Below are 19,573 nucleotides of genomic sequence, written 5' to 3'. Positions count from 1 at the left end.
GGCGTTGCATGGTAACAGTCTCAGTCCAGGGCATAGTGAGTCTCCTCTGCTATGCCGTTTATAACTGTTACCCATGTGCCCGGTCTAAAGTGTTACCCATGTGCTCGGTTTGTACCTTAATGCTTACCCGCCACAATTGCGTTGATTTTGCCGGGTGCGCCTCGGGTGAATCAGGCGATGTTCAGGTACTTGTGCGTCTGCATCGAAAGCCGCCAGTTGCGGGCAATGCAGGTTTCAATACACAGTCTGGTCGCCGCCTCGCCACGGCTGATGGGCTGCAGCGCCACAATGCGTTTTTTCTCATCCTGCAGGCCAGCCAGCAGCGCATCCAGCGCTTCCACGTCCCGCTCGCGCGCCACCGGATGTTTAATCTCATCTGCACGCTGCAGCGCCTGCGGCAGCACATCGTAGCCACCCCGCATGTTCACCTTCGGCGACACCGTCACCCAGGTGGCAGCGGAACAGTGCACTTCATGCGTGCCGCTGGTTTCAATCTGACACTGAAAACCGGCCGCTTCCAGCGCTTCGGTCAGTGGACGTAAGTCAAAAATTGCCGGCTCACCGCCGGTGATTACCACATGGCGGGCGGTCCAGCCCTGACGCTGAATGCTCTCAATCAGCGTGGCCGCATCGGCGCTGCCCCAGGCATCGCTCTCCACGGTTTTGACCAGAATGTCCCCCAGCGACGTCTCCCGATCCGCCCGCGTTTCCCAGGTATGTTTGGTATCACACCAGCTACAGCCCACCGGACATCCTTGTAAGCGGATAAAGATGGCCGGCACGCCGGTGTAAAAACCTTCGCCCTGCAGCGTCTGGAACATTTCGTTAATCGGGTAGAACATTTTTTACTCACGTCAGAAATTCGAGGCGCAGATTATGGCAGATTTTGTGCGTCGCTTCACAGCTGCTTCGTGCCATAAAAAGCAAAAGCCCCGCACGAGGCGGGGCTTGATGTCAGGCGATGTGGCCGTTTAGCCACATCCGCAGGCGATTACGCCTGGCCTTTAACTTCTTTCAGACCGTTGAACGGCGCTTTGTCACCCAGCGCTTCTTCGATACGAATCAGCTGGTTGTACTTAGCAACGCGGTCAGAACGGCTCATAGAACCGGTTTTGATCTGGCCAGCGGCAGTACCGACCGCCAGGTCAGCGATGGTCGCGTCTTCAGTTTCGCCAGAGCGGTGAGAGATGACCGCGGTGTAGCCAGCGTCTTTCGCCATCTTGATCGCAGCCAGGGTTTCGGTCAGAGAACCGATCTGGTTGAATTTGATCAGGATAGAGTTAGCGATGCCTTTCTCGATGCCTTCTTTCAGGATTTTGGTGTTGGTCACGAACAGGTCGTCGCCCACCAGCTGAATTTTGTCGCCCAGCACTTTGGTCTGGTAAGCGAAGCCGTTCCAGTCAGACTCATCCAGACCGTCTTCGATAGAAACGATTGGGTACTGTTTGGTCAGGTCTTCCAGGAAGTGGGTGAACTCTTCAGAAGTGAAGGCTTTGTTGCCTTCGCCAGCCAGCACATATTTGCCGTCTTTGTAGAATTCCGATGCTGCGCAGTCCATCGCCAGGGTGATGTCTTTGCCCAGCTCGTAGCCTGCTGCTTTAACAGCTTCGGCGATAACGGCCAGCGCTTCGGCGTTTGAACCCAGGTTTGGCGCGTAGCCACCTTCGTCACCTACCGCAGTGTTCATGCCTTTGGCTTTCAGGACTTTAGCCAGGTGATGGAACACTTCAGAACCCATACGGATGGCTTCTTTCACGGTTTTCGCGCCAACCGGCTGAATCATGAACTCCTGGATATCAACGTTGTTATCCGCGTGCTCACCACCGTTGATGATGTTCATCATTGGCAGTGGCATAGAGTATTTGCCCGGGGTGCCGTTCAGTTCTGCAATGTGTGCGTACAGTGGCAGGCCTTTAGAGGCTGCTGCTGCTTTGGCTGCTGCCAGAGAAACCGCCAGAATGGCGTTTGCACCGAAGTTGGATTTGTTGTCAGTACCGTCCAGCTCGATCATGATCTTATCGATGTTCGCCTGGTCTTTGGCATCTTTGCCTTTTACCGCGTCAGCGATTGGGCCGTTAACCGCAGCAACCGCTTTGGTTACGCCTTTGCCCAGGAAACGAGACTTATCACCGTCACGCAGCTCCAGTGCTTCGCGTGAACCGGTTGATGCACCTGATGGCGCAGCAGCCAGACCAACGAAACCGCCTTCCAGATGCACTTCTGCTTCTACAGTCGGGTTGCCACGGGAGTCGATGATTTCGCGACCAATGACTTTAACGATTTTGGACATTCGATTTTCCTCAGTACAAGTTAGTCAATCCTAAGACAAACAACGCGCGAAAAGTTCGCGCGCTGTTCGTTAAACTCTTACTTCGCTAAACGCTTCTGGTGCTCCTGCGCGGCTTTCACAAAGCCAGCGAACAGCGGATGACCATCACGCGGGGTCGACGTGAATTCCGGGTGGAACTGGCAGGCTACAAACCATGGATGATTCGGGATCTCGATGATCTCCACCAGTTGATCGTCGCCGGAACGGCCTGCAATGTGCAGACCCGCCGCTTCAATCTGCTTCAGCAGCAGATTGTTTACTTCGTAACGGTGGCGATGACGCTCAGTAATGACGTCAGAGCCGTACAGCTGGCGCACTTTGCTTTCCGGCGTCAGCTGGCACTGCTGGCTTCCCAGACGCATGGTGCCGCCCAGATCGCTCTGCTCGGTACGCTGTTCAACGTTACCGTTTTCATCGCGCCATTCGGTGATTAACGCAACCACCGGGTACTTACAGTCTGGCACAAATTCAGTGGAGTTGGCGCCTTCCATCCCGGCCACGTTGCGCGCGAATTCCATCAGCGCAATCTGCATGCCAAGGCAAATGCCGAGGTACGGAATGTTGTTTTCACGCGCGTATTGCGCGGTCAGCAATTTCCCTTCCACACCGCGGTAACCGAAGCCACCAGGAATCAGGATAGCATCAAGATCTTTCAGAATTTCGACGCCGCGCGTTTCCACATCCTGCGAATCGATCAGCTTGATGTTAACGGTGACGCGATTTTTCAGGCCGCCGTGCTTCAGCGCTTCAATCACGGATTTGTAGGCATCCGGCAGTTCGACATATTTGCCGACCATACCGATGGTGACTTCGCCGCCCGGATTGGCTTCTTCGTAAATCACCTGCTCCCACTCGGCCAGATTGGCTTCCGGCGCGCTCAGGTTGAAACGCTTGCAGATGTAATCATCCAGACCCTGCGATTTCAGCAGGCCCGGGATCTTGTAGATCGAATCAACGTCTTTCAGCGAGATAACCGCTTTTTCCGGCACGTTACAGAACAGGGCGATCTTCGCGCGCTCGTTAGCGGGCACCGCGCGGTCTGAACGGCAAATCAGCACGTCAGGCTGAATACCAATCGACAGCAGCTCTTTAACCGAGTGCTGAGTTGGCTTGGTTTTCACTTCACCCGCCGCCGCCATGTAAGGCACCAGCGTCAGGTGCATATACATGGTGTGTTCACGGCCAACATCGACCGCCATCTGACGAATCGCTTCCAGGAACGGCAGGGATTCGATATCGCCCACGGTTCCGCCGATTTCCACCAGCACGACGTCATGACCTTCGCCACCTTCAATGATGCGCTCTTTGATGGCGTTGGTGATGTGTGGGATGACCTGAATGGTCGCGCCCAGATAGTCGCCGCGACGCTCTTTGCGCAGCACTTCTGAGTAGATACGGCCGGTAGTAAAGTTGTTGCGGCGCGACATTTTGGTACGGATGAAGCGCTCGTAGTGACCTAAATCCAGATCGGTCTCGGCCCCGTCATCGGTGACGAACACTTCACCGTGCTGCGTAGGGCTCATGGTACCCGGATCGACGTTGATATACGGATCGAGTTTCATGATGGTCACATTCAGACCACGTGCTTCAAGGATGGCTGCGAGGGAGGCTGCGGCAATGCCTTTGCCCAGAGAGGAAACGACCCCGCCGGTCACAAAAATATAATTCGTTGTCATGCTGAACCTGAGAGTTTAGGTTTAAAGACGGTGGAATAACCAGGACGGGAAAACAGTATACCCGAAGTCGTCCGCAGCCACAATTGATGAATCACACCATCCTCCTCGCATTACAGCCTGTAACATAGCGGAGAGTGCCGGGTGAAATGTTGACGTACGTCACAAAGTTGCCGACTGGCTGAATCGAGTAAGCTCAGGCGGTGATTTTATGCGCAGCGCTGGAATAATCACCTGCGCTGCGCAGAAAGGCTGAACAAGGTTATTCGCCGGCTTTGACCTGCTGCCAGGCGGCTTCCATCTGCGCCAGCGTGGCCTGTTCCATGCTCAGCCCCTGGGCCTGAATAATATTCTCGACCTGACGGAAACGGCGCTCGAACTTGTCGTTGGCCTTTTGCAGCGCGGTTTCCGCTTTGCTGCCGAGATGGCGTGACAGATTGACGGTGGCGAACAGCAGATCGCCAATCTCCTCTTCCAGCTTGTCGCTGTCCACCACCGCCTGCTGCGCTTCATGCATCACTTCGTCGATCTCTTCATGCACTTTATCCAGCACCGGCCCGAGGCTGTCCCAGTCGAAGCCTACGCTGTGACAGCGCTTCTGAATTTTATAGGCGCGCATCAGCGCCGGCAGCGCTTTAGGGATATCGTCCAGCACCGAGTGCTGCGACTTCTCCGCACGCTCGTGCTGCTTGATCGCTTCCCAGTTTTTCAGCACTTCAGCCGTGGAATCGACCTGGACTTCGCCGAAGATGTGCGGATGGCGACGCTCCAGTTTGTCACTGATGGCGTTGCAGATGTCATCGAAGTTGAAACGCTGCTGCTCCTCGGCCATGCGGGCGTAGAACACCACCTGAAACAGCAGATCGCCCAGTTCGCCGCGCAGATCGTCAAAGTCTTCGCGCTGGATGGCGTCGATAACTTCATAGGTCTCTTCCAGCGTATACGGCGCGATAGAGGCAAAGGTCTGCTGGCGATCCCACGGGCAGCCGCGCACCGGATCGCGCAGGGTTTGCATGATGGTGAGCAGGCGGTTTAAAGCAGTCATGAAAGTCCCCGGAACAACAAGATAAAAAACCGCCATTAATGGCGACCCTGCAGGGTAATTACGCGGTTTTGCCCGGGTGCGCATTGCTGCGCACCGGTCTCAGCAGGGCTTAATGTAAGCGGCGCGCATCGATAATATCCGGCACCTGATTAAGGCGCGCCAGCACGCGACCCAGCACCTGCTGGTTATAAATCTCGATATCCATATCGATGGTGGCGAGCTGCTTTTTGGTGTCGCTGCGGCTGGACACGCCCAGCACGTTGACCTTTTCATTGGCCAGAATGGTGGTGATGTCGCGCAGCAGCCCGCTGCGATCGTTGGCCGTCACGCGTACCACCAGCGAATAACCGCTGGAGTAACTTTCGCCCCACACCGCATCGACAATGCGTTCCGGCGCATGCGAAATCAGTTCACTGAGCTGATCGCAGTCGGCGCGGTGAATCGAAATGCCGCGCCCCTGGGTAATAAACCCGACAATATCATCGCCCGGAATCGGCTGGCAGCAGCGCGCAATGTGGTGCAGCAGATTGCCGACGCCCTCCACCACCACGCGGCCACTCTCTTTGCGCGCCGACGACGGCTGATGCGATTTCTGCGTCAGCTGACGCAGCGCCTCGCGATCCTCCTCTTCAGCGCTCGGCTTGTTGAGCTTCGCCTGCAGGAAGTTAACCATCTGGTTAAGACGGATATCCCCGCCGCCAATCATCGCCAGCAGCTCATCCTGCGAGCTGACGTTATAACGCGGCAGCAGAAGTTTTTCGGCTTCGCGCATGCTGATATCCAGCTGGCCCAGCTCGCTATCCAGAATCTGCCGGCCGGCCGCGATATTTTTGTCGCGATCCTGTTTACGGAACCAGGCATGAATCTTCGAGCGCCCGCGGCTGGTGGTGATATAGCCGAGGTTGGGGTTCAGCCAGTCGCGGCTCGGGTTCGGCTGCTTCTGGGTGATCACCTCAATCTGATCGCCCATCTGCAGCTGATAGGTAAAGGGCACGATACGGCCGCCGATTTTGGCGCCGATGCAGCGATGACCAATATCACTGTGAATGTGGTAGGCAAAGTCGAGCGGCGTGGAACCGGCCGGCAAATCAACCACATCGCCCTTTGGCGTAAACACATAAACGCGGTCATCAAATACCTGGCTGCGCACCTCTTCCAGCATCTCGCCGGAATCTGCCATCTCTTCCTGCCAGGTAATCAGTTTACGCAGCCAGGCGATGCGCTCTTCGTGCCCTGCGGCACCGCGTGCGTTGCTGGCGGTCGGTCCTTCTTTGTACTTCCAGTGTGCCGCGACGCCCAGTTCAGCGTCCTCGTGCATCTGGCGGGTACGGATCTGAATCTCGACCGTTTTGCCCTGCGGTCCCAGCACCACGGTATGAATCGACTGATAGCCGTTTGGCTTGGGATTGGCGACGTAATCGTCGAACTCGCTAGGCAGATGACGATACAGCGTGTGGACGGTGCCGAGCGCGCCGTAGCAGTCCTGCAGGCGTTCGGCGACGATGCGCACTGCGCGCACGTCGAACAGCTCATCAAACGCCAGCGACTTCTTCTGCATTTTGCGCCAGATGCTGTAGATATGCTTGGGACGGCCGTAAACTTCCGCACGCACGCCCTCTTTTTGCATCTCTTTACGCAGGTTATCGACGAAGTTATCAATGTATTGTTCACGATCAATGCGGCGTTCGTGCAGCAGTTTGGCGATGCGTTTGTATTCGTCAGGATGGAGATAGCGGAAGCAGTAATCTTCCAGCTCCCATTTGAGCTGGCCGATCCCGAGACGGTTGGCCAGCGGCGCATAGATGTTGGTGCTCTCTTTCGCCGCCAGCACGCGCTCATCTTCCGGCGCATCTTTCATCTCGCGCAGATGGGCAATACGTTCTGCCAGCTTGATGACCACGCAGCGGAAATCTTCCACCATCGCCAGCAGCATGCGGCGCACGTTATCCACCTGCTCCGAGGCCATCGAGTCGTTGTGAATGGCTTTCAGCTGGCGGATGGCATCCATATCGCGCACGCCGTGCACCAGCGAGACGATGCTTTTGCCAAAGGCCTTCTCCAGATCCTCTTCGCTCACCACGCCCGCATTGGCCAGCGGGAACAGCAGCGCGGCGCGCAGACTGTCGATGTCCATACTGAGCATGGTGAGAATTTCCACCATCTCAATACCGCGCCACAGCAGCAGAGCCTGATCTGGATGGTCGTGCGTTTCGGCTTCACAGTAGCGCCATGTTTCCGCCAGTCGTTCGCAGGATTGCGGATTACTGATACTCAAGCTGGCGATCCACTGGTCAAGGGCAAATTCCCCGGCCGTATTTAAATGCGCACTTCTAACCGCAACCATATCCTCTCCTGCCACAGCGACTTAAACATCGCTTATGTTTTGCTAAACAGCACCATGGATTCGAGATGGCTGGTATGAGGGAACATATCCAGCATCGCGACCCTTTCCAGATGGTAGCCCGCCGACAGTAATGTCTGACTGTCGCGGGCAAGTGTTGTCGGGTTACAGGAAACATAGACCACGCGTTGCGGCGCAAGTTTAACGATATGCGACATCACGCCCGCGGCCCCGGCACGCGCCGGATCCAGTAACACCTTATTAAATCCCTGCGCCGCCCAGGGCTGGCGCGAGACATCTTCCTCTAAATTGTGCTGGAAGAAGCAGACATTTCTGAGATTGTTAAGCTGAGCATTATACTCTGCCTGGCGCACTAATGCTGCAACGCCCTCCACACCCACCGCATTTTGTACGAACTTTCCTAGCGGCAATGTGAAGTTGCCCATGCCGCAGAACAGATCGAGCACCCGATCGTCCGGCTGCAGATCCAGCCAGGCAATCGCCTGTGCCACCATCTGCTGATTCACGCCATCGTTGACCTGAATGAAATCCTGCGGGCTAAAGGTTAGCTGCAAATCAAACGAGCGGTAGTAAGGCTGCTCCGCGCCGAGCGCCTGCAGCGCGTCACTGCCGTCCGCCAGCCAGATCATCAGCCGGTGCTCATGCGAAAAACGTTCCAGTTTTGTCCGGTCCGCAGCGGAGAGCGCATCAAGATGGCGCAGCACCATTAGCGGACCGTTATCCGCCAGCACCAGTTCCACATGCCCCAGCCGTTTCACTGCGTGCAGGCTGCTGAGACAGTGGTGCAGCGGCTGCAGCAGCGCCTCAAGCTCGGGCACCAAAACGGGGCATTGCGTCACATCAATCAGATCGTTACTGCCCGCCTGACGGAAGCCCATCTGCAGGCGCTGCTGCTTCGGCAGCCACTGCAAACCGAGACGCGCGCGCCGGCGATAGCCCCAGGGCGCAGCGCTGATGATCTCATCCACCTGCACCGGCAGCGCCGCTTCCTGACTCAGCATGCGGCCCAGCGCCCGCGCTTTGCTCTCCTGCTGCAGCGCCACGGACACGTGCTGCTGCTGGCAGCCGCCGCACACGCCGAAATGGATGCAGCGCGGTTGCTGGCGCTGCGGGCTCGGTTGTGTAATCTTTTTGGCTTTGCCGCGCGCAAACTGACGCTTATCTTCGGTCAGGATCACCTCGGCCTGTTCGCCGGGCAGCGCGCCGCTGACAAACAGCGTTTTACCGTTATGGCGCGCCACGCCCTGACCAAAGGGATCGAGCTCGTCAATGGTGACGCTGAGACGTTGCTTCGTCGTCACGCGCTGTTTTGCGGAGTAAAATTGCGCCATAGTATTGTGAATTCTCAGTTTTCATTAGGTGTGCAGCCGTACGCGGTTTTTGCACAGGGATAAAATGCCAGGAGTCGCCAGGCCACAATTATGACCAAATACAGCCTGCGGGCGCGAATGATGATTCTGATACTGGCGCCGACGCTGATGATTGGCCTGCTGCTCAGTACCTTCTTCGTGGTGCACCGCTACAACGAACTGCAGCACCAGGTGCGCGATGCCGGCGCTAACATTATCGAACCGCTGGCGGTGTCGAGCGAGTACGGCATGACGTGGCATAATCGTGATGCGATTCGCGAGCTGGTCAGCCTGCTGCATCGCCGTCATTCCGATATTGTCCGTGCCATTACGGTTTTCGACAACAACAATCACATCTACGTCAGCTCCAATAACAACCAGAACCTCGCGCTGCTGCAAAAAGCCGATATTTCCACGCTGGCGGATGGCGTGTCGGTGGAGCGACACGGCAACCTGATGGTGCTGCGCACGCCAATTATCTCTGAACGCTATTCGGTGGACGAACTGCCGGGTGAAGACGCTAAGCCGGCAGGGAATCCGCTGGGTTATGTAGCGATTGAGCTGGATCTGCAGTCGGTGCGGCTGGAGCAGTACAAAGAGGTGTTTGTCGCCACTCTGCTGCTGCTGTTTTGCCTGTGCATCGCCATGCTGTTTGCCTATCGACTGATGCGCGACGTCACCGGCCCGATTCGCAACATGGTTACCACCGTGGACCGCATCCGGCGTGGCCAGCTCGACAGCCGCGTGGATGGCTACATGCTGGGCGAGCTGAGCATCCTGAAAAACGGCATCAACGCCATGGCGATGTCGCTCACTGCCTACCATGAAGAGATGCAGCAGAACATCGACCAGGCAACCTACGATCTGCGCGAAACGCTCGAGCAGCTGGAGATTCAGAACGTCGAGCTGGACCTGGCGAAAAAGCGCGCCCAGGAAGCGGCACGCATCAAGTCGGAGTTTCTCGCCAATATGTCGCACGAGCTGCGCACGCCGCTCAATGGCGTGATTGGCTTTACCCGCCAGATGTTGAAAACCGGGCTGAGCACCAACCAGCGTGATTACATGAGCACCATTGAGCGTTCGGCCAATAACCTGCTCAGCATTATTAACGACGTGCTCGATTTCTCCAAACTGGAAGCCGGTAAGCTGGTGCTGGAGTCGATCCCGTTCCCACTGCGCGCCACGCTGGATGAAACGCTGGTGCTGCTGGCACCGTCCGCGCACGAGAAAGGCCTCGAGATCACCGTGTGCCTGGAGAAACAGGTGCCGGATAATGTGATTGGCGATCCGCTGCGTCTGCAGCAAATTCTGATCAACCTGATTGGCAACGCCATCAAATTCACCGAGCGCGGCCATATTGATCTGCGCGTCGAGCTGCGTCATCTCAGCATCACGCGGGCGGAACTGGAGATTCAGGTGCACGATACCGGCATCGGTATCTCTGAGCAGCAGCAGTCGCAGCTGTTCCAGGCATTTCGTCAGGCGGACGCCAGTATTTCGCGCCGTCACGGCGGTACCGGTCTTGGCCTGGTGATTACGCAGAAACTGGTACACGAAATGGGCGGTGAGATCGCCTTCCACAGCCGGCAGAATCAGGGCTCCACCTTCTGGGTACAGGTACATCTGGATCTCAATCCTAACGCACCGGCGATTCCACGCATGCTGGACGACCTGCACGCCACGCCGCTGGCTTATATCGAACCTCATCCGGCGGTGGCGAAAGCGGTTCAGGAGATGCTGAGCATTACGCCTCTGCAGGTGCAGCACTTTGCCAGCCTTGACGATCTGCCCGACGCCCACTTCCCGCTGCTGCTGATGGGGCTGCCGGTCAGCGATCCGCATCCGGCTACGCTGTCCGATGCGCTGATTGCCCGCCTGCGCGCACACGCCGACTCCGTGCTGCTGGCGCTGCCAAGTGAAATGATGCTGTTCGCCGATGATTTACGCGCGCGCGGTATCGCCGGCTGCATTGCCAAACCGGTGTCGCTGACGCGATTGCTGCCGATGCTGCTCGATCTCAACATGCGTCACAGCGACGCCGCCCCGCGCGGCGTAAGACAGCCGCTGACGGTGATGGCGGTGGATGATAATCCGGCCAACCTGAAGCTGATCGGCGCATTGCTGGAGGAGCAGGTCCAGAACATCATTCTGTGCGACAACGCCAGTCAGGCGATTCATCAGGCGCGGCAGCAGCGGCTGGACGTGATCCTGATGGATATTCAGATGCCGGACATCGACGGCATCCGCGCCAGCGAGATCATCCGCAGCCTGCCACAGCACGCCAGCACGCCGATTGTCGCGGTCACGGCGCATGCGCTGGATGGCGAACGCGAGCAGCTGATCGCCGCCGGCATGAATGATTATCTCGCCAAGCCGATTGATGAGGACAAGCTGAAACAGCTGCTGCAGCGCTATGCGCCGGGCAGCGTGGCGAGCGCGGTGCGACAACCGGCTATCGCGCCCTCACTCGACTGGGCGCTGGCGCTGCGCCAGGCGGCGAATAAAGCCGAGCTGGCGCGCGATCTGCTGCAGATGCTGCTGGATTTTCTGCCGGAAGTGGAGCAGCGCGTGGCGCAATGTATGGCGCAGAATGACGTCGATGGGCTGCGCGAGATTATCCACAAGCTGCACGGCAGCGCCAGCTACAGCGGCGTGCCGCGGCTGAAACAGCTGTGTCAGCAGCTGGAGAAGAGTCTGCATCAGGAGAGCGATATCGCAGCGCTGGAACCAGAGCTGCTGGAGCTGAGCGACGAGATGGCGAATGTGGCGCGCGAAGCGCGTCAGGTGCTGGGCGTGATGTAGTGAGGGTTGTGGGGTGTGCGCTGTGCGTTGTGCGCCAGGCCCTCACCCCAGCCCTCTCCCGCACGCGGGAGAGGGGGCTGATGGTGCAAAGATTTGGATTTCGCGCTGTTCCTCTGGATCGCGCCGGACGGTTCCCTCTCCCGCCGGGAGAGGGTTAGGGTGAGGGAAAAACCGCACCGCCTTCCCCTATAACCCCTGCCCCACCTTAATCGTGGCAGCGACGTTCCTTGCCGTCAGGCGGACATTCTGCGCGGCATTGGCCAGCGCCTCTTCCAGCGAACAGATACCCGACAGCACGCTGTACACCGCGTCGATCCCGTGCTGATGCACCACACCGACATCCGCCGTCAGGCTGCCGGCAATACCGATGACCGGCTTATTGAACTGCTTCGCCACCTGCGCCACGCCAACCGGCACTTTGCCGTTGACTGACTGACTGTCGATGCGCCCTTCACCGGTAATCACCAGATCGGCATCCTGCACCTGCTGCGCCAGTCCCAGCGCTTCGGTGACAATCTCAATGCCGCGCCGCAGTTCCGCGTGGCAAAACGCATGCAGCGCCGCGCCCATGCCGCCGGCTGCGCCACCACCGGCGATGTGCAGCACATCAATATCCAGGTCGCGCTGAATAATCGCGGCGTAATGGCCGAGCGCGGCATCCAGCTGCTGCACCAGCTGCGGCGTGGCCCCCTTCTGCGGGCCAAAAATCGCTGACGCCCCCTCTTCACCAATCAGCGGATTGGTCACGTCGCACGCCACTTCAATGCGGCACTGCAGCAGGCGCGGATCCAGATCGGCGATCTCAATCTTCGCCAGCTGCGGCAGTGCCCCGCCGCCGTAGCCAATCCCGCTGCCGTCGCTGTCCAGCAGCCGGGCACCGAGCGCCTGCACCATGCCGGCACCGCCGTCGTTAGTGGCGCTGCCGCCGATGCCGATGATGATGTGATCGACGCCGCGATCCAGCGCGTTTTTGATCAGTTCACCGGTACCGTAGGAGGTGGTGATCAGCGGATCGCGCTGTGCCGCAGGCACCAGCTCCAGCCCGCTGGCCGCCGCCATCTCAATAAAGGCGGTACGCGCATCACCGGATAATCCGTAAAACGCGTCGACCGGTTCGCCGAGCGGCCCGGTCACCGTCAGTCTGACGATGTTGCCCTGGGTTGCCGCCACCATTGCTTCAACCGTGCCTTCTCCGCCGTCGGCGACCGGTATTTTGACATAGTCAGCGGCGGGGAAAATTTCGCGAAATCCCGCTTCTATCGCGGTAGCCACTTCCAGGGCGGACAAACTCTCTTTGTATGAATCCGGTGCGATGACAATTTTCATAGGCAATCCGAGCGCGGTAGGTGACGGAAATCCGTCTGGCTTAGGCAGTACAGCGTCCGGCATCCGCAGACACCGGACGCGGGCACTACCGGGTGATCTCAACTTTGGCTAATTTTTCATAATAGCAAGCCAGCGCGCTATGATCGGACGTACCCTGCCCGTCGACTTTTAGCGCCTGCATCATCTCCATCACCGCCGCGGTCAGCGGCAGATGTGCGCCAATGCCGTGTGAGGTATCAAGTGCATTGGCTAAATCCTTGATATGCAAATCGATACGGAAGCCAGGCTTAAAGTTGCGGTCCAGCACCATGGGCGCTTTGGCATCCAGCACGGTGCTGCCCGCCAGACCGCCGCGAATCGCCTGGTAAACCAGTTCCGGATTGACGCCGGCTTTGGTGGCCAGCGACAGCGCTTCTGACATCGCGGCAATGTTGAGCGCCACAATCACCTGGTTGGCCAGTTTAGTGACGTTGCCCGCGCCGATATCGCCGGTGTGCACCACCGAACCGGCCATCGCCTTAAGAACATCGTAGCACTGATCAAACAGCGCTTTATCACCGCCAACCATTACCGACAGCGTGCCTTCAATCGCTTTTGGCTCACCGCCGCTCACCGGCGCATCCAGCATTCTGATGCCTTTTTCTGCCAGCGCATCATGCACTTCGCGGCTGGCCAGCGGCGCGATGGAGCTCATGTCGATCACTACCAGCCCCGGCTTCGCCCCTTCGATAATGCCGTTCTCGCCCAGACACACCTCTTTTACCTGCGGTGAGTTCGGCACCATAGTGATCACCACGTCAACCTGCGCGGCCAGCTCTTTCGGCGTTTTCGCCACGGTGGCACCCAGCTCCACCAGTTCGGCTTCGTTGCTGGCGTTGTGATCGCGCACCACCAGGGTGTAACCGGCTTTCACCAGGTTTTTACTCATCGGTTTGCCCATGATGCCGAGGCCGATAAATCCAATTTTCATTGCCTTTCCCCTTCGTCAGTTACTGCTTAAATTTGTCGCACAGCGCCTGCGTGGCGTGGCGGAAAACACCCAAATCGCTGCCGACGGCAACAAAGCTGGCACCCCATTCGAGATAACGGCGTGCGTCAGCCTCCACCGGCGCCAGAATCCCGCTCGGCTTACCGGCGGCTTTGGCGCGCTCAAGGATGTAACGGATCACTTTCAGCACTTCCGGATGCGCCGGCTGGCCCAGATAGCCCAGCGCCGCTGACAGATCGCCCGGGCCGACAAAGATGCCGTCTACGCCATCCACCGCCGCGATGGCGTCAATGTTGTCCACCGCCTGCTGGGTTTCGATTTGCACCAGCACGGTGATGTTGTCATTGATGGTGGCGTTGTAGTCCGCCAGCGTGCCGTACATGTTGCTGCGATGCGAAACCGACACACCACGAATACCGGCTGGCGGATAACGGGTCGATGCCACCGCGCGCGCCGCCTCTTCTGCGGTTTCCACAAACGGAATCAGGAAGTTATAGAAGCCAATATCCAGCAGACGCTTGATGATGATCGGCTCATTACACGGCGGTCGCACCACCGGCGCGCTCGGGCTGCCTTTCAGCGCCATCAGCTGCGGAATAAAGGTAGTGATGTCGTTCGGCGCGTGTTCGCCGTCCAGCACCAGCCAGTCAAAGCCCGCCAGCCCCAGCACTTCCGTGGTGAGAGGATTGGCAAGGGCGCACCAGCTGCCAATCAGGGTTTCCCCTGCCAGCAAACGACGACGAAAAGGGTTGGGCCAGGCATTGCTCATGATCTCTACTCCTGTTATTTAGCACCGCCGCCCGCAGGCACGCGGAATAAAATCAGCGCACCAGGCACGGACGCTTGTTATCAAATGTCCAGTTCGGCACGAGGAACTGCATCGCCTGCGCATCGTCGCGCGCACCCAGTCCATGCTGCTGATACAGCGCATGGGCCTGCATCACCTGATCCATGTCCAGTTCGACACCAAGGCCCGGCTTCTGCGGCACCTGCACCATGCCGCCCTTGATCTGCAACGGCTCTTTGGTCAGGCGCTGGTTGCCCTCCTGCCAGATCCAGTGGGTGTCGATGGCGGTAATGGCGCCCGGTGCGGCGGCGGCCACATGGGTGAACATCGCCAGCGAAACATCGAAATGGTTGTTGGAGTGCGAACCCCAGGTCAGGCCGAAGTCGTGACACATCTGCGCCACGCGCACCGAGCCCTGCATGGTCCAGAAGTGCGGATCGGCCAGTGGAATATCGACCGACTGCAGCGACAGCGTGTGGCCCATCTGACGCCAGTCGGTGGCGATCATATTGGTGGCGGTAGGCAGACCGGTGGCGCGCCGGAACTCGGCCATCACTTCACGTCCGGAGTAGCCCTGTTCAGCGCCGCACGGATCTTCTGCATAAGCCAGCACGCCTTTCAGCTGTTTACCGAGCAGGATGGCCTCATTCAGCGACCAGGCGCCGTTGGGATCGAGCGTCACGCGCGCCTGCGGGAAACGCTTCGCCAGTGCGGTTACTGCTTCGGCCTCTTCACCGCCGCGCAGTACGCCGCCTTTCAGTTTGAAATCGTTAAAGCCATATTTTTCATAAGCGGCTTCTGCCAGGCGCACCACCGCGTCCGGCGTCAGCGCTTCCTCATGCCGCAGGCGATACCAGTCGCACGGATCATCGGTCTGGCTCTGATACGGCAGTGACGTTTTGCGGCGATCGCCGACGTAAAACAGGTAGCCGAGCATCTCGACGCGGTCACGCTGCTGTCCTTCGCCCAGCAGCGACGCCACGTTGACGCCCAGATGCTGGCCGAGCAGGTCCAGCAGCGCCGCTTCGATGCCGGTCACCACGTGAATGGTGGTGCGCAGGTCAAAGGTCTGATTGCCGCGCCCGCTGGCATCGCGATCGGCAAAGGTGGTGCGTACCAGGGTGAGGATATTTTTGTACTCGCCGACGGTTTTTCCGGTTACCAGCGCCGCCGCGTCTTCCAGTGTCTGACGAATTTTCTCGCCGCCGGGGATCTCGCCCACGCCCGTGTGGCCGGCGTTATCTTTCACAATCACGATATTGCGGGTAAAAAACGGCGCGTGGGCACCGCTCAGATTCAGCAGCATGCTGTCGTAACCGGCCACCGGAATGACCTGCATCGCTGTAATTTTCGGGGTGTGACTCATTTCCTGCTCCTTATGCATGGCGGCGTCCAAAAGCCGGACGCTTGCGGTCGAACGACCATCCGGGAACCAGATATTGCATTGCCGTGGCGTCATTACGGGCGCCTGCCGGCAGCGATTGATACAGGGCGTTAGCCTGGCGCAGGCGATCCCAGTCCAGCTCAACGCCGAGGCCGGGCTTGTCCGGCACGGCAATTTTGCCGTTGCGGATCTGCAGCGGCTCTTTGGTCAGGCGCTGATCGCCCTCCTGCCAAATCCAGTGGGTATCGATGGCGGTCGGTTTACCCGGTGCCGCCGCGCCGACGTGGGTGAACATCGCCAGCGAAATGTCGAAGTGATTATTGGAGTGGCAGCCCCAGGTCAGCCCCCACTCATCACACAGCTGCGCCACGCGTACCGCGCCGCTCAGCGTCCAGAAGTGCGGGTCGGCCAGCGGAATATCGACCGCGTTGAGCATCACCGCGTGGTTCATCTCCCGCCAGTTGGTGGCGATCATATTGGTGGCGACCGGCAGACCGGTGGCGCGGCGAAACTCGGCCATGACTTCGCGCCCGGAATACCCCTGCTCGGCACCGCACGGATCTTCGGCATAGGTCAGCACCTCGTGCATGCCTTTGCACAGCGCGATGGCTTCATCCAGATGCCAGGCGCCGTTGGGATCGACGGTGATGCGCGCGTCCGGGAAACGCTGCTTCAGTGCCACCGCCGAGGCAATCTCCTGCTCGCCCGGCAGCACGCCACCTTTGAGTTTGAAATCTTTGAAGCCGTACCTGTCCTGCGCCGCTTCGGCTAAGCGCACCACCGCGTCTGGCGTCAGCGCCTCCTGATGGCGCAGGTGATACCAGTCGTGACCGGCCGCGTCGCCGCTCTGATACGGCAAATCAGTTTTACGCCGATCGCCAATGTAAAACAGGTAACCCAGCACCGTGACCTCATCGCGCTGCTGACCTGGCCCCAGCAGCTCGGCCACTGGCACGCCGAGGCACTGGCCGAGCAGGTCGAGCAGCGCCGCTTCCAGCGCCGCCACCGCATTGACCCGCAGCTCAAACGTCCAGGCGCCGTTGCCGAAGGTATCGAAATCCGCCGACTGGTTACCTTTGTGCACCTGCTGCACCAACCGGTTCATGCGCGCCACCTGCTGCCCTTTCACCTGCGGTATTGCCGCGACCAGCGTCTGATAAATGGTTTCACCGCCCGGCGCTTCGCCGACGCCGGTGTGACCGGCGCTGTCGGTCAGCACCACGATATTGCGGGTGAAGCAGGCGCTGTGCGCGCCGCCGATGTTGAGCAGCATGCTGTCGTAACCCGCCACCGGGACCACCTGCATGTCGGTAATCACCGGGGAACTTTGCGTATTCATATTCGGTTCCTTATGACCGGGGTTTGAGTTCGACACGTTTGATATCGCCGGTTATCACCAGGAAGCTGAACGCCGCCACAAACGCATGGATGCCGACATAAATCAGCGCCCCTTCAAACGAACCGCTGGTGGCAATGATGTAACCAATGGCAATCGGCGTGACGATGCCAGAGAAGTTACCGAACATATTGAACAGGCCGCCGCTCAGGCCGCTGATCTCTTTGGGTGCGGTATCGGCCATCACCGCCCAGCCCAGCGCGCCAATGCCTTTACCAAAGAACGCCAGCGCCATAAACAGCACCACCACCCATTCGGTTTCGGTGTAGTTACACATCACCATGCTGATGGAGAGCAGCATGCCGATGACAATCGGGGTTTTACGCGCGATGTTCAGCGAGCCGGTTTTACGCATCAGGTAATCTGAAATCACGCCGCCCAGCACGCCGCCGAGGAAGCCGCAGATGGCGGGAATCGAGGCGATCATGCCGGCTTTAAGAATCGACATGCCGCGCGCCTGCACCAGATACACCGGGAACCAGGTAATAAAGAAGTAGGTCAGGGCGTTAACGCAGTACTGCCCGAGATAGATCCCCCACATCATGCGGGTGGAGAGCAGTTGCTTAATTTGGAACCACTTCTCATCCCAGCTCACTTTACGCTCGGCTTTCTTCGCATCCATGTTAATCAGCGCACCGCCCTGCTCCATGTACTCCAGCTCGGCTTTGTTCACGCCAGGGTGATCGTTCGGGTCATGAATCACTTTTAGCCAGATAAAGCTGAGAATGATGCCCAGCCCGCCCATGAACCAGAACACGTGCGCCCAGCCCACCTCGGCCACCAGCCAGCCCATGATCGGTGCGAAAATCACCGTGGCGAAGTACTGGGCGGAGTTAAAGATGGCGACGGCGGTACCGCGCTCCTGCGCCGGGAACCAGGCAGCAACAATACGGCTGTTACCCGGGAAAGATGGCGCTTCCGCTAGCCCCACCATGAAGCGCAGCAGGAACAGCGACACCACAATGCCGAAGCCGCTAAAGATGTCGACGAAGCCCTGCAACAGGGTAAACAGCGACCACAGGAAGATGCTCCAGAAATAGACACGTTTGGAGCCGAAGCGGTCCAGCAGCCAGCCGCCAGGAATCTGACCAATAACGTACGCCCACGAGAAGGCGGAGAAGATGTAGCCGAGGCCGACGGAATCGAGACCGATCTCCTTCGACATCGCCGAACCGGCAATCGAAATGGTGGCCCGGTCACCGTAGTTGAACGAGGTGACGATAAATAACATCACCACAATCCAGTAACGGGCGTTGGTGCGCTTCTGCACCGCTGCCGCTGTCTGGCTGTAACTATTCATGATGCACTCCTGAAATATAGCGAACGCTACATTCACTCTGACTGCATACACATCGCGTTGGGTATCAGAATGATGTTGGGTTAAACACGGCGATTGTTGTTATGGCAAAACGATGATGCGTCGTGACGAATAACCAAACGTTGAAGAACGGCAATCAGTATAGGAACAGCATCGCCGCTAAACACTGGAGGAACGCCCGAGGATAATCATCAATCCGGCACGATTTTGTGGCATTTGCCCATAACGCTGCGGCGTGGCTCACGGAACCCGCTATCCAGCCGCCAGATTGCTGTAAAAGTGAACAGCAAGCGTACGCTTTGTGAGGCTCTTCACTTGCGTTTGGTAAAACGAACCAAACTGCGCGCCGATCGCGGCATAAAGCCAGTCAGTTGCACAATGCGCGGGTGAATACCCCTGCTTATACTGAGGCTGGCAAATAACGATGATGTGACGGACGTGATTTCAACCGCACCGCTATGACCGGTGCGACGAACCGGAAGGTGAGCAATGAACCGACCTCTGACAGACAAACCGCGCTACATTAAAGTGCACGACGCCGATAACGTGGCGATAGTGGTCAACGATCAGGGATTGCCCGCAGGCAGCCGCTTTGATGACGGTCTGCAGCTGACTGAGCATGTGCCGCAGGGGCACAAAGTGGCGCTGAGCGATATCGCCCTGCATGGCGACATCGTGCGTTACGGTGAAGTGATTGGCACGGCGCTGCGCCCGATTGCGCGTGGCAGCTGGATTGAGGAGTCGCTGGTGGCGCTGCCCGCCGCCCCGCCGCTGGCCAGCCTGCCGCTGGCAACCAACGTGCCGCCCCCCCTGC

At 58.6% G+C, this 19,573-nt stretch carries 14 protein-coding genes; 2 read left to right on the top strand and 12 right to left on the bottom strand.

The features are described from left to right. Positions 1-170 precede the first annotated feature (170 nt). The 6 genes from queE to rlmD all read right to left on the bottom strand — a co-directional run bounded on the left by queE (position 171) and on the right by rlmD (position 8,740). A complete protein-coding gene (gene queE, locus CBW22_RS24485) occupies positions 171-842 on the bottom strand; it encodes a 7-carboxy-7-deazaguanine synthase QueE (protein WP_021507361.1) in 672 nt (223 codons plus the stop codon). A 149-nt stretch (positions 843-991) separates the two neighbouring features. Then, complete coding sequence (eno, locus tag CBW22_RS24480; protein WP_021507362.1) at positions 992-2,290, bottom strand: phosphopyruvate hydratase; 1,299 nt, start codon at positions 2,288-2,290, stop codon at positions 992-994. Positions 2,291-2,367: 77 nt separating this feature from the next. Beyond that, the gene (gene pyrG, locus CBW22_RS24475) at positions 2,368-4,005 is read right to left on the bottom strand and encodes a glutamine hydrolyzing CTP synthase (protein WP_021507363.1); all 1,638 of its coding nucleotides are present in this window, start codon (positions 4,003-4,005) and stop codon (positions 2,368-2,370) included. Positions 4,006-4,264: 259 nt separating this feature from the next. Next, a complete protein-coding gene (mazG, locus tag CBW22_RS24470; RefSeq protein ID WP_088518120.1) occupies positions 4,265-5,047 on the bottom strand; it encodes a nucleoside triphosphate pyrophosphohydrolase in 783 nt (260 codons plus the stop codon). Between the two features lie 109 nt (positions 5,048-5,156). Next, positions 5,157-7,391: a GTP diphosphokinase gene (relA, locus tag CBW22_RS24465; RefSeq protein ID WP_021507365.1), complete on the bottom strand. Its 2,235-nt coding sequence runs from the start codon at positions 7,389-7,391 to the stop codon at positions 5,157-5,159. 32 nt (positions 7,392-7,423) lie between these two features. Further along, complete coding sequence (rlmD, locus tag CBW22_RS24460; protein ID WP_021507366.1) at positions 7,424-8,740, bottom strand: 23S rRNA (uracil(1939)-C(5))-methyltransferase RlmD; 1,317 nt, start codon at positions 8,738-8,740, stop codon at positions 7,424-7,426. Positions 8,741-8,830: 90 nt separating this feature from the next. Here rlmD and barA point away from each other — a divergent pair, with 90 nt between their 5' ends. Continuing rightward, positions 8,831-11,560, top strand: a complete 2,730-nt coding sequence (gene barA, locus CBW22_RS24455) for a two-component sensor histidine kinase BarA (protein ID WP_088518119.1) — start codon at positions 8,831-8,833, stop codon at positions 11,558-11,560. A 186-nt stretch (positions 11,561-11,746) separates the two neighbouring features. On the opposite strand, the gene CBW22_RS24450 is transcribed toward barA, so the two are convergent. The 6 genes from CBW22_RS24450 to CBW22_RS24425 all read right to left on the bottom strand — a co-directional run bounded on the left by CBW22_RS24450 (position 11,747) and on the right by CBW22_RS24425 (position 18,741). Then, a complete protein-coding gene (locus CBW22_RS24450; protein WP_058757043.1) occupies positions 11,747-12,886 on the bottom strand; it encodes a glycerate kinase in 1,140 nt (379 codons plus the stop codon). Between the two features lie 85 nt (positions 12,887-12,971). Then, positions 12,972-13,856, bottom strand: coding sequence for a 2-hydroxy-3-oxopropionate reductase (garR, locus tag CBW22_RS24445; protein WP_058771604.1), 885 nt, complete (start codon positions 13,854-13,856; stop codon positions 12,972-12,974). Between the two features lie 19 nt (positions 13,857-13,875). Beyond that, positions 13,876-14,643 carry a 2-dehydro-3-deoxyglucarate aldolase gene (garL, locus tag CBW22_RS24440; protein ID WP_021507370.1) on the bottom strand — a complete coding sequence of 256 codons (768 nt, stop codon included), beginning with the start codon at positions 14,641-14,643 and terminating at the stop codon, positions 13,876-13,878. A 52-nt stretch (positions 14,644-14,695) separates the two neighbouring features. Further along, the gene (gudD, locus tag CBW22_RS24435) at positions 14,696-16,027 is read right to left on the bottom strand and encodes a glucarate dehydratase (RefSeq protein WP_040679678.1); all 1,332 of its coding nucleotides are present in this window, start codon (positions 16,025-16,027) and stop codon (positions 14,696-14,698) included. Positions 16,028-16,037: 10 nt separating this feature from the next. Next, positions 16,038-17,384, bottom strand: a complete 1,347-nt coding sequence (locus CBW22_RS24430; RefSeq protein WP_088518118.1) for an enolase C-terminal domain-like protein — start codon at positions 17,382-17,384, stop codon at positions 16,038-16,040. A gap of 10 nt (positions 17,385-17,394) precedes the next feature. After that, positions 17,395-18,741 carry an MFS transporter gene (locus CBW22_RS24425; RefSeq protein ID WP_058771607.1) on the bottom strand — a complete coding sequence of 449 codons (1,347 nt, stop codon included), beginning with the start codon at positions 18,739-18,741 and terminating at the stop codon, positions 17,395-17,397. A gap of 507 nt (positions 18,742-19,248) precedes the next feature. On the opposite strand from CBW22_RS24425, the gene CBW22_RS24420 reads away from it, so the two are divergent. Next, positions 19,249-19,573 (top strand): UxaA family hydrolase (locus CBW22_RS24420; protein WP_217899539.1); only part of this gene is annotated, 325 nt, incomplete at its 3' end.

Source organism: Pantoea sp. VS1 (genome assembly GCF_002207995.1).
Classification (GTDB): Bacteria; Pseudomonadota; Gammaproteobacteria; order Enterobacterales; family Enterobacteriaceae; genus Pantoea; species Pantoea dispersa.
This window is presented reverse-complemented; position numbering and strand designations above follow the sequence as displayed.

Excerpts from the sequence above, each read along its gene's own strand:
- eno (WP_021507362.1), bottom strand. The coding sequence starts at position 2,290 with ATGTCCAAAATCGTTAAAGTCATTGGTCGCGAAATCATCGACTCCCGT.
- relA (WP_021507365.1), bottom strand. The coding sequence starts at position 7,391 with ATGGTTGCGGTTAGAAGTGCGCATTTAAATACGGCCGGGGAATTTGCC.
- gudD (WP_040679678.1), bottom strand. The coding sequence starts at position 16,027 with ATGAGTCACACCCCGAAAATTACAGCGATGCAGGTCATTCCGGTGGCC.
- garR (WP_058771604.1), bottom strand. The coding sequence starts at position 13,856 with ATGAAAATTGGATTTATCGGCCTCGGCATCATGGGCAAACCGATGAGT.
- pyrG (WP_021507363.1), bottom strand. The coding sequence starts at position 4,005 with ATGACAACGAATTATATTTTTGTGACCGGCGGGGTCGTTTCCTCTCTG.
- mazG (WP_088518120.1), bottom strand. The coding sequence starts at position 5,047 with ATGACTGCTTTAAACCGCCTGCTCACCATCATGCAAACCCTGCGCGAT.
- barA (WP_088518119.1), top strand. The coding sequence starts at position 8,831 with ATGACCAAATACAGCCTGCGGGCGCGAATGATGATTCTGATACTGGCG.
- queE (WP_021507361.1), bottom strand. The coding sequence starts at position 842 with ATGTTCTACCCGATTAACGAAATGTTCCAGACGCTGCAGGGCGAAGGT.
- CBW22_RS24425 (WP_058771607.1), bottom strand. The coding sequence starts at position 18,741 with ATGAATAGTTACAGCCAGACAGCGGCAGCGGTGCAGAAGCGCACCAAC.
- CBW22_RS24430 (WP_088518118.1), bottom strand. The coding sequence starts at position 17,384 with ATGAATACGCAAAGTTCCCCGGTGATTACCGACATGCAGGTGGTCCCG.
- garL (WP_021507370.1), bottom strand. The coding sequence starts at position 14,643 with ATGAGCAATGCCTGGCCCAACCCTTTTCGTCGTCGTTTGCTGGCAGGG.
- rlmD (WP_021507366.1), bottom strand. The coding sequence starts at position 8,740 with ATGGCGCAATTTTACTCCGCAAAACAGCGCGTGACGACGAAGCAACGT.
- CBW22_RS24450 (WP_058757043.1), bottom strand. The coding sequence starts at position 12,886 with ATGAAAATTGTCATCGCACCGGATTCATACAAAGAGAGTTTGTCCGCC.